Below are 14,312 nucleotides of genomic sequence, written 5' to 3'. Positions count from 1 at the left end.
TGTGAACAATCCACAGTCTCGCGGTCGCTCGAGACGCCGGCAAAGACGGCCGTTCAGCCGCTGGAAAACTCGCCACGCTTAAGCACGCGGCCCGAACAGTGTCCGGCATGACCCGGGGGTTCTACATCGGCCGCTTTCAGCCGTTCCACAACGGCCACCTCAGCATGGTCGAGCAGATCGCCGACGACGTCGACGAACTCGTACTCGGCATCGGGAGCGCCGACGACTCACACACGATCCGAAACCCGTTCACGGCCGGCGAACGGATCATGATGATCACGAAGTCGCTTGTCGACCACGATCTCGTTACCTACGCCGTCCCGATCGAGGACTTGGAGCGAAACTCGGTCTGGGTGAGTCACGTCCAAAGTATGAGTCCCGACTTCGACGTCGCCTACTCGAACAACCCGTTGGTCATCCAGCTGTTTCGCGAGGCCGACATCGAGATCCGCCAGTCGCCGATGTTCAACCGCGAGGTGCTCGAGGGGAGCGAAGTCCGCCAGCGGATGATCCACGGCGGCGACTGGGAGAGGCTGGTTCCCGAAGCCGTCGTCGATGTCGTCGGCGAAATCGACGGCATCGAACGCATCCAGATGATCAGCGGCTCGGACTCGAACGGCGAGTGAGATGCACTCGGCCCCGGTCCCGGACGGCTCTCGAGGGCGGGACCGGTCACGGTTCCTCTCGGGATGGGTCTTGACGGCGATGCTGCTCGTCGGCCTTCCGATCCTTGGCGGGAGTCTAACGCTGATCGCCGTGGCGCTCGAGGTGACAACGCCGGCCCGAGGGTTCGGTTGGCTCAGCGAGTTGATGCAGAGTCTCACGATGTATCTGGTCCTGCTGACGCTGCTGAGCGCCGGTTTGCCGCCGGGATTCGTCGGGATCCGGACCCTCGTCGATTCGACGCGATCGAACGACGACGTCTCGATCAACGTCGAAACGATCCTCGTCTGCTGTCTCGAGTGCGGTGCGATCGTTCTCGCCGCGGTGAGCTTTCCCGTCGTCGTCCTGTTCGGTGAGTTCCTGGGAGGTGGCTTCTCGTCGCTCTCGTTCGCCAGGATGTTCGATCTCGAGTCGGTAGCCGGACTGGATGGGCACGCGGCGTTCGTCCTCTTTTTCACGTCGGTTTGCCTGTGGATCGGAGCGTGGGGTCTCGCATCGTTGCGAAGCACTGTCCGCCCGTAGCCGCTCCGAACGCTCGTTCCGAATCGCCTTTCTCCGATCGAACGCTACGACGGCACATGATCACGCTCGCGTCTGATTTCGGCACGCCGTACCCCGCGGCGATGAAGGGAGTGCTCTGTCGGCGGACGGACGCCAGACTGGTCGACGTCGCCCACGATTTCCCTCGGCAAGACGTTCGCGCGGCCGCGTTCTGGCTCCGCGAAACGCTCCCGTACTTCCCCCCGGCGACCCACCTCGTCGTCGTCGACCCCGGCGTCGGCACCGACCGCAACGCGATCGTCGTCCGCGCGGGCGAGCACGCGCTCGTCGGTCCCGACAACGGCGTCCTGCTCCCCGCCGCACGACGACTCGCGGGCGACGCCGACTTCAAGTACTACGTGATCGACGAGCGTCGTCTCGAGCCCGTCGAGCCCACCGGAGTACAGCGAACACCCGCGGCGATTTCCGCCGAATCCGGGGGCGAACGCGCAGGGCCCGCGAGCAACACCTTCCACGGCCGAGACGTCTTTGCACCCGCCGCGGCGGCGGTTCACGACACCGCACTCGAGAATCTCGTCGATCTGGAGTGGCTCTCGCCGCTCGAGGACGACCCTGTCGATCTCGTTCTCCCGCGAGCGTCCCTCACTGGCGAGCGCGCGACGGGCGAGGTGCTGGTCGTCGACGACTTCGGGAACGTCGTCACGAACGTTCCGGGAGCATTTCTCGACGGGCGAGAACGGATCGTCGCGAACGCCGAGTCGGTCCCCGTCGGCGAGACGTTCGCCGCCGTTCCCACCGGCGAACGTCTGGCAACGGTCGGCAGCCACGGCTACGTCGAACTCGACGTGAATCAGGGACGGGGCGACGAGGCGTTCGATCTCGCGGCCGGCGATCGGGTGGTTCTCGAGACCGCGGCTACCGCCGACTGCGGTAGCGATCTCACTGATGGCGAGTGAACGGACGGTACGAACGGAGCCGACCGACGACGGTCGCAGTCGGTGTGCGACTGATTACGCACCGATCGGTCCGTCGACGGGGTGGTCGGGATCGATCACGATCTCGCCGTCGGCGTAGACCGTGATCAGGCAGTCAGCGAACGAAAACGCGATCGAGTTTCGCCCACCCTGTGACTCGCGTTCGCCCCAGTGGCCGACGAGCGCGTTCAGCGCGTCGGGATCGATGGAGTCCGAGAGTGACTCGAGATCGGCCGGATCGGCCTCGAGGATCGACGAAACGGCCATCACGAGACCCGTGCTCACCGGCTCGTAGTCCGCGTCGGCACACCACGCGTGGTACGTTCCGTGACCCTCGTCGTAGTAGAGCTGACGGTCGACCGTCTTACTGACCGGCCTCAGCCGATCTCGAGTCGTTCCTGACATGATACGGTGTGTAGTTCGCTATGTCAACATATAACATTGCTGGCCGCACGACTGTCACTGAACTCGACGGAAAACGAAAAACGGTGAGCGACGGCGTTACTCGGCGGCGATGACGTCGTCGATGCGGACGATCATCGTCGCGGCCTCGGTCGCGCTCTCGATGGCTTCACGCTTGACGTCGGCGGGGTCGACGACGCCGTACTCGAACGGGTCGTCGATGGTGACGGTCTCGCCGTCGGTGATCAGGCCGGCGCGGCCCTCGGATTCGTGGGCGGCACGAAGGTCCACGAGTGCGTCGATGGGGTCCTGGCCGGTGTTGGCGGCGAGCGTTCGCGGGATCACGTCGAGCGCGTCGGCGAAGGCCGTCACGGCGAGCTGTTTGCGGCCCTCGATACCCGCGGCTTCCTGACGGATCTTGTCCGCGATGGCGATCTCGGTCGCGCCGGCGCCGGGGACGACCTCGCCGGAGGCAAGTGCCGTTGCGACGACGTCGAGTGCGTCGCCGATGGCGCGCTCGAGTTCGTCGACGACGTGTTCGGTACCGCCGCGGACGAAGACGGTGACGGTCTCGGCCGCCGCGCCGCCCTCGATGAACGCGAGGTCGTCGTCGCCGAAGTTCTCGCTCCGGATGCGATCGGCGTGGCCGAAGTCGGACTCTTCGAGGTCGTCGAGCGCACCGACGCGGCGAGCGCCCGTTGCGGAGACGATGTCGCGGGCGTCGCTGTTACCGATGTTCTCGAAGACGAGGACGCCCTCGTTGGCGAGGTAGTTGCTGACGCGGTCGTCGACGTCGTCGGTCGTGAAGACGACGTCGGCCCCGCTTTCGGCGACGGCTTCGGCGTAGCCGCGAACTTCGCTCTCCTCGGCGTCGATGGCCGTGTTGAGCTGATCGATCGAGTCGATGGCGTACTCGGCGTCGATATCGCCCGTGCGGACGCCGAGTTCGACGTCGAGGACGGCGATCGAGGCGTCCTCGACCTCGCTGGGCATGCCCTCGTGGGCGGGCTCCTCGTCGATGACGATGCCGGGAACGAGCTCCGTCGCGTTCGAGGAGGCTCCGACCTGCGTGTGGACGGTGACGTTGTCGCGAGCGACGCCGTCGTCGGTTTCGACGTGGCGGATCGCTTCGACGACCGTCTCGGCCAGCGACTCGGCGGTGAGACCGCCGGTCCCTTTGCCTGTCATGCTGGATTCGCCGACCTGCTTGAGCACCTCGTCGTCGACGGTGTCTTCGCTGATCTGTTCGGCGATGGCCTCGAGAGCGATCTCGGAGGCTTCGTGGTAGCCTTCGACGATCGTCGTCGCGTGGACGTCCTGTTCGATGAGATCTTCTGCCTCGCCGAGCAGGTTGCCAGCGACCACGGCCGCGGTCGTCGTCCCGTCGCCGACCTCCTCTTCCTGGGAGTCGGCAACCTCGACGATCATCTGGGCCGCGGGATGCTCGATGTCCATCTCGTTGAGAATCGTCGCCCCGTCGTTGGTGATGACGACCTCGCCGGCGGAGTCGACGAGCATCTTGTCCATACCGCGGGGTCCGAGCGTCGTCCGTACGGCTTCGGCAACCGCCTTGCCGGCCATAATGTTCGACGACTGGGCGTCGCGACCCTGCGTTCGCTGGCTATCCTCGCTCATAATGAACATAGGCTGCCCGCCCATGCGTCGCTGTTGTGCCATAGTTGAATCCTCACTAACTATGTCGTCAGCACTTCTATATAAGTGTTTTGCTCCCGCCCCGGCTCCGTCTGGCGATTGCACGCCCGACAGCCGCCCGAACGGCTCCGTTCGTGACAGTCACGGGGCCGGTAGGGAAATATGTCTCGACTGAAAAGAGTGCGTACGGAATGCTGGAACTGGAGCACGGATTTCGCATCGTCGACGTCTACGCGCGACTGGCGCCGGACGGCTCGACGGCGGAGTTCGAGGGACGGACGATCACGCCCGATCGACTCGAGCGGGAGATGCACCAGGCGGGCATCACCAGATCGATCGTCTTCCCACCCGCCAGCGCGGAGACGAGCTACGTCGCCCCGAACAACGGCGTCGCCCGCCGCAGCGTCGATCGGCCGTTCGTCGCCGTCGCCCGGATAAACGGGACCGAAGGGGCGAACACCTCCGTAACGGGACGGTTCCGAAACGCGATCAGTAGCCGTCGAGAGTTCCACACGACCCCCGAAGACGTCGAAAAGTACGCCTACGACGACCGCTTTCACGGCTTCGTCATCGATGCCGCCGTCGACGGCTACCCCGACGAGGACGTCCTGGCCACCCTCGAGGACGTCGGCCTCCCCGTGATCGTTCGCGGCGGAGTCGACGCCCCGCCCGAGACCCTCGCGACGACGCTGCTCGAGCGCTCCTTCCCCGTCGTCGTCGCCCATTTCGGTGGCCATCCACTCGAGCGCTCGCGCATGCACGAGATGGTAGACCTGCTCGATACGTACGACGACTGTTACCTCGAGACGAGTTTCGTCCGGTATCGCGACCTGCTCGAGCGGGCCCTGCTCGAGCATCCCGATCGGGTGCTGTTCGGCAGCGGCGCGCCGGCCTGCCATCCCGACGTCGCGGTTATGGAAATCCTCACACTCGACGTCTCGGAGGACAAACTGTGGCGAGCCTTTTCGAAAAATGCCTGTCGCGTATTCGAGGGGCTCGCACCGAACGGTGACGCGTGATCTGCCGACACCCGGACCGTTACGGTCGACGTTCGGGGCTACCGTCGATCCGTCGTCAGCCGGCGACTGTCACTCGAATTGAACGTTAATTTCACCGAAAGGTAGATGAACACCCGGGGCAATTCATTCTCGAGATCGTATGACTCAGTATTCGGCGGAGCGCTGTTCCGACTGTAGCGGAAAGAAGATCGCCCGAACCGACGGCACCGTCTGGTGCCCGAACTGCGCGCTGTTTCGCCCACAGACGACGCGAGGATCGGAATCGTAATCGCCGAAACGAGTCGAAGTCGTAACCCGTCGACCTAGCCGATGTAGCGCAGATCGTCGTCCGTCGGGACGTCCATCTGCTGTTGTTGCTCCATCTCCTGGATCTTGCCGATGACGTCCTCCATCTCGTCGGCGCGCTCGTCCAGCGACTCGTACTCGAGGTCGAAGCCGAGTCGCTCCGCTAACACCTCGAGTACCGCCCGTGCACTTTTGGGATCGACCAGATAGCCGCTGGTCTCGCCCATCAGACAGGCGGCCTCGAAGCCGCGGCGCTCGCCCAGTCCCAGCATGAGCCCCGAGACGCCGACGATGCCGCCCGCGGGTTCGTCCTCGCGGAACTCGACGCCGACGTCCTCGAGCGCCTCGAGCATCGATTCGTCGCTGACGGCGCCGACGACGGCGTACTCGTCGATGAGTTCGCCGGTCGGGACGCCGCCGAGGGCGTACACCTCGCTCGCACCGAACTCCTCGGCGATGTCGAGAAAGGCGTCGGTCAGCACGTAGTGGCCCTCGTTGGTCTGTGCCTGATGGTCGCCGCTCAACAACAGTAGATCACGGCCGTCGGGGACGGTGACGGCGTGCAGTTTCGCACAGGTGAGCTCCGAGACGCCGTCCTCGACGCTTACCTGCGGCGGGAACTCGTGGGAGTAGATCCGGCGTACGAGCGTACTGTCGCCCTCGAGTTCCTCGAGTAAGTGCTCAACGGCGAGACTTCCGACGTGACCGACACCCGGCAGCCCCTCGACGAGGACGGGGTCGTCCAGTTCGACCTCGGCGACTGCGTCGATCTCGAGTTCGTCCATACGCTATCAGCGATTGCGACGTTTAAGAGACCGTCGGTACTCGCCGTGTGGGTCGTTCGGATCGAACGGCGCGGGGGCGCTGTTTTCGGCGTCGGCACCGCACTCCGGACAGCTCGCAGAAAGCGTGTACACCGGGCGGTCGTGTGCGTCGCGCCACGCCGAACACACCCGGATATCCGACTTCATACGTTACTCGTCGTCGGTTCGTCGCTCGCGGTGGTACTCGCCCTCGCCGCCCTCGGATTCGATCGCGGCGACCGCGCGCCGAGCGCTCTCCTCGAGCTGGGACTCGGCGGTCTTGTAGTTGGGCGCTTTCACCTTGATGCGGTACTCCGGAGCGCCGACGTAGGTGACCTCGAGGTCGACCTCGTCGGGCACTTCGCCGTTCCCTTCGGCGGCCTGCAGTGCCTCGCGGATGCCGTCGACGCCGCTCGGCGAGGCGTTCTCCAAGTCGACGTAGCCGGTGACGTTGACGTACGGCACCGAGACGTTCTCGCGGGCCGTCTCGACGAGTGCGTCGATCTCGTCGTCGGAGAGATCGGTGTCCTCGAGGGCTTCTTCGCCGTGGATTGCGGCCTGCTTGAAGCCGTCGTAGAGGCTGCCGTGGATGCCGATCAGTTCGTTGGCGACCGCGGTGTAGCTCTCGTCGTCGGCGTCCTCGCCGAGGGCGATGCCCATCCAGTTATCGGCCTTTTGCTCGTTCTTCCAGTCCTGGATCTTGTCCGAGCGCTGGTGGTCGTTGACGTCTTTGAGCGAGAGGTCGATCTGCTGGGAGCTCTCGTCGATCTCGAGGACCTTGCAGACGACGATCTGGCCTTCACGGACGTGATCGCGGACGTTTTTGATCCAGCCGCTCGCGACCTCCGAGATGTGGATCAGGCCGCGTTTGTCCTGATACTCCTCGAGATCGACGAAGACACCGAAATCTTCGATCTCGTCGATCTTGCCGACGACCAGTTCGCCGGGATCGGGCCAGCCGCTGTACTTCATCGTGACTCGACTGTTTCTAAGATCTCGTGGTCGATCTCGGCTTTGCCACCCGTCGGTCGGGCGAGCGTCGTGCCACAGACGGCACAGGCGACCTCGCTCGAGGCTTTGCCGAAGACGGTCTGTTCGTTCTCGCAATCACTGCATCGGACGCTGTAGAAATTTCCTGCCATTGTAATCACTCCTGGAACTCGAGTCGGCCGGCGCGCCATCCCTGACGGAGGTGGGCCTTGCCGCAGTCGCTGCAGCGGTACTTGAGATTGGTCTTCTTGGTAGGCTTTTCGCCGGCTGGCACCTTCGAGAAGCGACCGGAGTTACCGATCGACGAGGAGTTTCGCCGGGTGCGGCGAGCGTCCCACTTCATACCCGAGGAACGACCGGAACGTGCCTTCTCGACTTCGTGTTCGTGGTGTGCGTTACAGTGCGGGCAGTACGTATTGAATCGGCGTGGTATCTGCATGGTTATCTCACTTGGCGTGGGCTAAGACAGCGCCGTTTAAAACCCGTTTGGTTCGTCGCCGTCGGTCGATTGCTGTCGGACACGCTCGCCCGGAAATAAATCGCAGGCCATTGACGTGTGTGTACTTATCCAGGTCTCTGTTCACAGTTAGCACGCCGAACGGGGCACGAAACACAACGATGGAACTTTCGAAAATTCTGCCGGAGACCGACCTCCTCGACGATCGTGATCGTCCGCCGACCGACTCCGTCGTGACCCGACTCGAGTCAGGGGCGGAAACCGTCAGCGATGTCTCGACGCGAATCCGTGACGTCGCTTCGAGCGACGCCCGCAACGGGGCCTCGACTCGTATCCGCGTTGCGGCCGGCGACCGAGCGACCGACGTCGTCGAGCGGGTCGCCGACGAACTGCTCGAGCGATCGGTCGGTCGGGGTTTCGACGAGTTATTCGAGGAACCGAGACTCGAAGACGGTGCAAACGATCCCGATTCCGCCCCGACTGACCCGCTCGACCGCGCCCTCGAGAACTTCCTGCGCCGCTACGACCTCGATGTGGATCGACTGGACGAACACACGCTGGAAGCGATCCGAACCCGGCTGGCGACCGCCGGCTTCGACGTCGACGCGGAGGAGTTGCTCGAGCGAGCTCTGTCGGATCGCTCGTCGGACTTGGACGGGGACCGTTCGATCGACGGTCCGGGCACCGACGAACCGCTCGTCGAGACGTGTTCCCGACTGCGCGCGCAACTGGACGGGACGGCGGATCAGCCGATCGACAGTCTGCTCGAGGAGTTCCTCGAGCGCGACGCCATAGCGATCGGACACGACGTCGAACGAATCCTCGTCGAGGTGCTCCCGTCGCTCCTGGCGGAGACGGAGGCGAGGATGGAACCGCCCGGTGGTGCGGAATCGAGAACGGAACCGTCCGATTCGACTGCGAACGGGAGCCGAGCCACGAGCCTCCGGCCGGCCGTGGCGATGGCGGCCGCGGCGACAACGTTGGTTTCCGACGGCGAGGGCGTCGATCCGGCCGTCTCGAACCTGGCGACGTCGCTGCTTCAGGCCGACGACGGCGGTGGCGGCGTGCCGACCGAGCGCATTCTTGACGAACTCGTGCCGTTGCTGATACGAACGGGGGCCGGGAGCGACCTCGGCCTCGACCTCGAGACGCTGCGCTCGAAGTCGACCGGCTCGCTCGCGCTGGTGGGACTGTTCGTCGCCAACCTCGCCGCGATGAGTCTCGGGGCCTGGGTGTCTCGGAAGAAGGCACCGCCGATCCCCGACGAGATTCGGGGTCCCGACGGAGAGACGGTCGTGACGGACGAGCAGGTTCGACTGGGGAAAAAAGCGTTCCAGGCCAACGGCCTCATGAACCACGGCTCGGTGCTGGGCAACGGCTCGTACTTCGGCGTCGATCTGACGGCGGACGCCCTCGAGTTGAAAGCGGACTACATGCGCGAGTACTACGCTCGAGAGCACGGCGTCGACTCGTTCGACTCGCTCGAGGACGCCGACCGGGCGGCCGTCTCACAACGCGTCGAGGACGAACTAGACGCCGCCGCACCCGAGGGCGACGTCGCTCGGTACTCAGCGGCGGCGGTCTACGCTCACGAGCGGATTCGAGAACGGTACATCGACCGCTACTACGGGGGTTCCCCTGACCGCGGAATTCCGCAGGGCTACGTCGACTCCCCCGAACAGGCCGAACGGATCGCCGACTTCGCGTGCTGGACGGCCTGGATGGCCCACACGAATCGTCCGAACTCGGATCACTCCTACACGAACGACTGGCCGTACGTGCCCGCGGCCGACAATCGACCGACCGGCCAGGTGGTCGTCTGGAGCACCATCAGCGTCTTCTTGCTCATCGCCGGCGGCGGCGTCGGCGTCTGGGCCTACCACTCGTTCGACGTCGCCGAACCGGCGACCGAACTCGTCGACGTGCCCGCTCCCGATTCGGTGTCGGTCACGCCAACCCAGTACGCCGCGGCGTGGTACGTTCCGGTCGCCAGCGCGCTGTTCGTCGCGCAGGTCCTCGTCGGTGCGTATCTAGCTCACTACTACGTCGAGCGGACCGGGTTCTACGGTGTCGGGGACGCGCTGGGGATCGATCTCGTCTCCCTGCTGCCGTTCTCGGTGGGTCGCACCTGGCACCTCAACCTCGGCATCCTCTGGATCACGACGCTGTGGCTCGCCGGCGGGCTCTTCCTGCCCGGACTGTTCAGCGAGGAGGATCCGCCCTGGCAGGCCGAAGGCGCGACCGCACTGCTCGGAGCGCTCGTTGCTATCACGGTCGGGGCGTTCGCCGGCGTCTGGCTCGGATCGCGCGGGGCGTTCGGATCGCCCGGTACCGGCGGTAACGAGGACGGCGATCTCTGGTGGTGGCTCGGGAACGAGGGTCTCGAGTACCTCGAGGTTGGCCGCGTCTGGAAACTGGGACTGCTGGCCGGTTTCGTCACCTGGACGGGGCTGGTGCTGCGCGGCGTCCGCCAACTCGAGGAGTCGCCGACCGGGCTGGGCCACTTCATGACCTACGCTGGCGGCTCTATCGCGCTCATGTTCGGCGCGAGCATGCTCTACACGCCCGAAACCAATATCGCGGTAACGGAGTTCTGGCGCTGGTGGGTCGTCCACATGTGGGTCGAGGGCGTCTTCGAGTTCTTCGTCACGGCCGTGATCTCCGCCGCGTTAGTGTCGATGGAACTCATCGACAAGGCCGACGCGGAGAAGGCGATCCTCTTCGAGGTGTTCGCGATCATGGCGGCCGGCATCGTCGGCGTCTCCCACCACTACTGGTGGGTCGGGCTCCCCGATATCTGGGTGCCTATCGGGACGACGTTCTCGACGCTCGAGTTCGTCCCCCTCGTCTTCGTCCTCTACCGGAGTTTCGGCGAGTACCAGTCGCTGAGGGCTCAAGGCAGGGAGTTTCCCTACACGCTGGCGCTGTTGTTCATCGTCGGCAGCAGTATCTGGAACTTCGTCGGCGGCGGCGTGCTCGGCTTCTTCATCAACCTGCCGCTGATCAACTACTACGAGCACGGAACCTACCTGACCGTCGCCCACGCTCACACGTCGATGTTCGGGGCGTTCGGACTGCTTGCACTCGGCCTCGGGACGTACATCTTGCGCGTCGTCACCCCCGAGGCGGCGTGGGATCCGTCCTGGTTCCGCGGCGCGTTCTGGCTGACCAACATCGGACTCGTCGTCATGTCCGTCGCTTCGCTGCTCCCGATCGGATTCCTGCAGCTTCGGACCTCGTACCGGGACGGGTACGCCGCGGCGCGGAGCCTCGAGTTCTACGAGCGAGACACCGTCCAGACGCTGCTGTGGGCGCGGACGCTCGGCGATACCCCGATGATCCTCGGGGCGCTCGCGTTCACCATCGGCTCGATACGCCATCTCCAAGCCGCACGACGGCACCGGTTTTCGAACGGTTAGCCCTCGGCGCTCACGTTTCCGCCCTCGACGGCGGGAACTCCGAAGGGCTTAATCCACCGTCACGAGTAGGCTGGCGTATGAGGCAGGTCATCATCCACGGCGATCCCGGGATCCGGAAGGGGGCCATCATCAACTACGACGGGATGGAGCTGGTCTGTTTCGGGATCAACCGAAACGGCGAGTGGCACGGCCCGGACCGGGTCCAGCTGTGGTGTACGGTCGGCACCGACGACGAGTACGAGGACTACGAGAAACGAAACTACACGCCCCACTTCCTCGACGTGGACCGCGTCGATGCCGAAGACGTCGACGTCGTCCGCCCGAAAGCCGACCTCGCGATCTGAATTCGAGGAACTGTTTGACGGGCCGGCTTTCGAATCGCCTCGAGTCACAACCCGATGGGAGCGCTCTCGGATCGAACTCCCCGTCTCGTTCGTTACGGTGTCTATCTCGCTGCGTCTCGCTCGGGGTCTCCGACTCGATTATCAATTTTTCTTCGCGCGTGCCCGCGTGACCGCACTCAACACTCAATGCATCTACGCCCGAATCACAACACGGATACCGAAGCCGGAGCCACTGAACATACGTTCGCATGCACGCTCGCTGGAGACGACGAGCGATCGACCGACGGTGCGTACGATGAGTGGATCGCTGTCAGAGGCCGTCCGAACGCGCTTTCGAGCCCTGTGCTCGACCGCACGGTTTAGTCAGTTTGCCGGCGTCGGACTGGTCGGCGCGGCCGTCGACAATCTCGTCCTCGTCCTGCTCGTCGAGCTGACCAGCCTCGGGCCCGTGGGCGCGAAGATACTCTCTTGGGAGCTATCGATCGTAGTCATCTTCGCGGTCAACGAACGGTGGACCTTCTCGGAGTACGGCGCGATGACGCCTCGAGCGCTCAGCAAACGGTTCGCTCGCTCGAACGCGGTTCGGTTCGCCGGCTTTCTGGTGACGTTGTCGGTGCTCGCCGTTCTGACCACCTGGTTCGGCGTCTGGTATCTGGCGGCGAACCTGATCGGAACCGGAATCGGGTTCTTCGTCAACTACACTTGTGAGAGCCTCTACACGTGGAAGGTCCACCGGGACTGACGGTAGAAACCCGCATACGGCACCCGAATCACAACCCTTAACTAGTGCACTCGGTTATGATGTGATAGCGGGATGGGATAGCCAGGAGATTCCGGCGGGCTCATAACCCGCAGACCGGTAGTTCAAATCTACCTCCCGCTATACTTTTGCTGCGAGCAAATTCGCGAGCAGCAAGTATAGCACGGTGGTAGTTTGAACCAGACGAGACGCGCGCAGCGTAAGCGAGCACGTCTCGACGTGGTTCAAATCTACCTCCCGCTATGTTTTGGCGCGAATAAATTCGTGAGCGCCATCCATAGCACGGTGGGAGTTTGAATCAGACGGCACCCGAGTGTAGCGAGGGTGACGGCGTGGTTCAAATCTACTTCCCACTACTTTTCGACGCGAACAATAACGAAGAACGAAGTGATGAGTGACGTGAGCGTCGAAAATACGCTGAGTAGATTTGAAGTAGATGACGAGGGAGCGAAGCGACCGAAGTCGGCGTGGTTCAAATCTACCTCCCGCTACACTTTTGCTGCGCGTACGTTTTCGAGCACCGTCCTCGGCGACGCGGTGGCGCTGACCGACGAGACGGTCCGCTCGTGCTGTCGATCGTACGCGGTGCTCGCACTCGAGTGCGCCGACTGTGAGGCACTCGCGATCGAGTGCGATTCGCGAGAGGACGGCGGTATCTAGCCTTGACGGCCAAACAATGGGTACCGTTTATCAGCGGTACAGGAGAATACCACGAGGCTTGACCTCGGGGATGAATCCGATAGGAAGCCCCAGATACACTAATAAGTAAAAACGGGTCAAACACGTAGACAGCGATGGAACACAGCCACCGTTACCGCGCTTACCCAAGCAACGAGGTAGCGATGGCTGCTGAACATCACATCAACGTTCATCGCCAACTCTACAACCACGTCAAATGGGACTACACGAACAGTCCCGACGACGACAAACCAAGCGAATACGCCCAGAACAACAAGCTTCCCGAGTGGAAGCGACAGTGACCCGTGTTCAGCGAGTTACACTCAAAAGCTGCTCAAGCCACCGTCGCACGCTTCCACCGAAACCTCTCGAACCTTCGAAAAAAGAAAAAGAAGGGACAGAAAGTCGGGTGGCTCAAACGGCAATCACCCAGCGAGTACCGAAGTGTCACGTACAACCAGTCAGGCTTCGACCTCGATAACAAGAGGGGGCGCGACGGGTACGCCTACGTGCGATTCAGTAAAGTCGGCTGGGTGAAGATTCGCTACCACCGACCACTCCCTGACCACGCTACTATCAAAGAAGTCACGCTGAAAAAGGAGACGACTGGCGAGTGGTTCGTCTCATTCAGCCTCGAAACCGACGACGAATACGTTCCCGAGAAACCCGCGTTAGACTCACTCGACGCGAGCAACAGCGTGGGAATCGACCTTGGGATCCTCAACTACATCCACACGAGTGACGGCAAGACAGTGGATTGGCTTGACCTCGAAGACGAATACGAACGACTCCGCCGCGAACAACGCAAACTCTCCCGGAAGCAACACGGGTCGAACAACTACGAGAAACAACGCCGAACAGTTGCCAAGGTAAAGCGGAAGATTCGCCGGAAGGTACTTGACTACCAGCACAAGTTGACGACGTGGCTCGTCACAGAGTACGACGCCGTGTTCGTGGAAGACCTCAACGTCGCTGGTATGCTTCAAGGGGACGAGAATGCTCGGAACAAGCAGGATGTGGCGTGGCGACAGTTCATCACTTTGCTCAAATACAAGGGCGACTTGTACGGTACACACGTCGTGCAAGCGCCTGCTCGTGGAACAACGAAGGAGTGTGCGTGTTGTGGTGTGGAGACAGCGAAGCCAATCTGGGTTCGTGAACACTCATGTCCATCGTGTGGATTTGAGACGGATAGGGATGCGAACGCGGCAATGAACGTATTGAAGCGCGGTTTTGCTGAATTAGGGCTGGGATGGCCCGAATCAACGCCCGTGGAGACTGTGACCGCTACGGACACCGCTGATTTCCAGCGAGTGTCTGCAAGTCACGTCGTAGAAACGGGAAGCCCCGCCCCTTGAGGGCGG

At 63.2% G+C, this 14,312-nt stretch carries 15 protein-coding genes, 1 tRNA gene and 1 pseudogene; 10 read left to right on the top strand and 7 right to left on the bottom strand.

The window, feature by feature from the left end; all coding sequences use genetic code 11:
- Positions 1 to 107 precede the first annotated feature (107 nt).
- From ACSFDB_RS04425 to ACSFDB_RS04415, 3 genes are read left to right on the top strand one after another with little or no spacing between them, the layout of a single operon-like run.
- Positions 108 to 626, top strand: a complete 519-nt coding sequence (locus ACSFDB_RS04425; RefSeq protein ID WP_440769805.1) for a nicotinamide-nucleotide adenylyltransferase — start codon at positions 108 to 110, stop codon at positions 624 to 626.
- A 1-nt stretch (position 627) separates the two neighbouring features.
- Positions 628 to 1,185 carry a hypothetical protein gene (locus ACSFDB_RS04420; protein ID WP_440769804.1) on the top strand — a complete coding sequence of 186 codons (558 nt, stop codon included), beginning with the start codon at positions 628 to 630 and terminating at the stop codon, positions 1,183 to 1,185.
- Positions 1,186 to 1,241: 56 nt separating this feature from the next.
- On the top strand, positions 1,242 to 2,120 hold the full coding sequence (locus tag ACSFDB_RS04415; RefSeq protein ID WP_440769803.1) for an SAM hydrolase/SAM-dependent halogenase family protein: 879 nt from the start codon (positions 1,242 to 1,244) through the stop codon (positions 2,118 to 2,120).
- A gap of 54 nt (positions 2,121 to 2,174) precedes the next feature.
- Here ACSFDB_RS04415 and ACSFDB_RS04410 read toward each other — a convergent pair whose 3' ends face one another.
- Together ACSFDB_RS04410 and thsA are read right to left on the bottom strand one after the other, a co-directional pair.
- The gene (locus tag ACSFDB_RS04410) at positions 2,175 to 2,543 is read right to left on the bottom strand and encodes a HalOD1 output domain-containing protein (RefSeq protein WP_440769802.1); all 369 of its coding nucleotides are present in this window, start codon (positions 2,541 to 2,543) and stop codon (positions 2,175 to 2,177) included.
- Between the two features lie 96 nt (positions 2,544 to 2,639).
- Positions 2,640 to 4,184: a thermosome subunit alpha gene (gene thsA / locus ACSFDB_RS04405; RefSeq protein ID WP_440770175.1), complete on the bottom strand. Its 1,545-nt coding sequence runs from the start codon at positions 4,182 to 4,184 to the stop codon at positions 2,640 to 2,642.
- A gap of 200 nt (positions 4,185 to 4,384) precedes the next feature.
- Here thsA and ACSFDB_RS04400 point away from each other — a divergent pair, with 200 nt between their 5' ends.
- A complete protein-coding gene (locus ACSFDB_RS04400; protein ID WP_440769801.1) occupies positions 4,385 to 5,212 on the top strand; it encodes an amidohydrolase family protein in 828 nt (275 codons plus the stop codon).
- Between the two features lie 302 nt (positions 5,213 to 5,514).
- Here the strand turns inward: ACSFDB_RS04400 and ACSFDB_RS04395 are convergent, their stop codons facing one another.
- From ACSFDB_RS04395 to ACSFDB_RS04375, 5 genes are read right to left on the bottom strand one after another with little or no spacing between them, the layout of a single operon-like run.
- On the bottom strand, positions 5,515 to 6,282 hold the full coding sequence (locus tag ACSFDB_RS04395; protein WP_440769800.1) for a proteasome assembly chaperone family protein: 768 nt from the start codon (positions 6,280 to 6,282) through the stop codon (positions 5,515 to 5,517).
- Positions 6,283 to 6,288: 6 nt separating this feature from the next.
- Positions 6,289 to 6,468, bottom strand: a complete 180-nt coding sequence (locus ACSFDB_RS04390) for an RNA-protein complex protein Nop10 (RefSeq protein WP_006089159.1) — start codon at positions 6,466 to 6,468, stop codon at positions 6,289 to 6,291.
- Between the two features lie 3 nt (positions 6,469 to 6,471).
- Positions 6,472 to 7,272 carry a translation initiation factor IF-2 subunit alpha gene (locus tag ACSFDB_RS04385; RefSeq protein ID WP_440769799.1) on the bottom strand — a complete coding sequence of 267 codons (801 nt, stop codon included), beginning with the start codon at positions 7,270 to 7,272 and terminating at the stop codon, positions 6,472 to 6,474.
- Positions 7,269 to 7,442 (bottom strand): 30S ribosomal protein S27e, encoded by a 174-nt coding sequence (locus ACSFDB_RS04380; protein WP_006089161.1) that lies wholly within the window; start codon positions 7,440 to 7,442, stop codon positions 7,269 to 7,271. Before ACSFDB_RS04380 ends, ACSFDB_RS04385 begins: the two co-directional genes overlap by 4 nt.
- Before the next feature lie 5 nt (positions 7,443 to 7,447).
- Positions 7,448 to 7,729 (bottom strand): 50S ribosomal protein L44e, encoded by a 282-nt coding sequence (locus ACSFDB_RS04375; protein WP_440769798.1) that lies wholly within the window; start codon positions 7,727 to 7,729, stop codon positions 7,448 to 7,450.
- Positions 7,730 to 7,908: 179 nt separating this feature from the next.
- Between ACSFDB_RS04375 and ACSFDB_RS04370 the strand changes: the two genes are divergently transcribed.
- The 6 genes and pseudogenes from ACSFDB_RS04370 (at position 7,909) to ACSFDB_RS04345 (ending at position 14,306) form a co-directional block, all read left to right on the top strand.
- A complete protein-coding gene (locus ACSFDB_RS04370; RefSeq protein ID WP_440769797.1) occupies positions 7,909 to 11,166 on the top strand; it encodes a nitric-oxide reductase large subunit in 3,258 nt (1,085 codons plus the stop codon).
- Between the two features lie 77 nt (positions 11,167 to 11,243).
- A complete protein-coding gene (locus ACSFDB_RS04365) occupies positions 11,244 to 11,510 on the top strand; it encodes an HAH_0734 family protein (protein ID WP_440769796.1) in 267 nt (88 codons plus the stop codon).
- A 295-nt stretch (positions 11,511 to 11,805) separates the two neighbouring features.
- The gene (locus ACSFDB_RS04360; RefSeq protein WP_440769795.1) at positions 11,806 to 12,252 is read left to right on the top strand and encodes a GtrA family protein; all 447 of its coding nucleotides are present in this window, start codon (positions 11,806 to 11,808) and stop codon (positions 12,250 to 12,252) included.
- 66 nt (positions 12,253 to 12,318) lie between these two features.
- Positions 12,319 to 12,393 (top strand) — tRNA-Met (locus ACSFDB_RS04355).
- A gap of 267 nt (positions 12,394 to 12,660) precedes the next feature.
- Positions 12,661 to 12,930: a DUF8054 domain-containing protein gene (locus ACSFDB_RS04350; RefSeq protein WP_440769794.1), complete on the top strand. Its 270-nt coding sequence runs from the start codon at positions 12,661 to 12,663 to the stop codon at positions 12,928 to 12,930.
- A gap of 134 nt (positions 12,931 to 13,064) precedes the next feature.
- Positions 13,065 to 14,306, top strand: a pseudogene (locus tag ACSFDB_RS04345) (RNA-guided endonuclease InsQ/TnpB family protein).
- Positions 14,307 to 14,312: the final 6 nt, after the last annotated feature.

It is taken from the genome of Natronorubrum amylolyticum (assembly GCF_052040145.1).
Taxonomy (GTDB): domain Archaea; phylum Halobacteriota; class Halobacteria; order Halobacteriales; family Natrialbaceae; genus Natronorubrum.
This window is presented reverse-complemented; position numbering and strand designations above follow the sequence as displayed.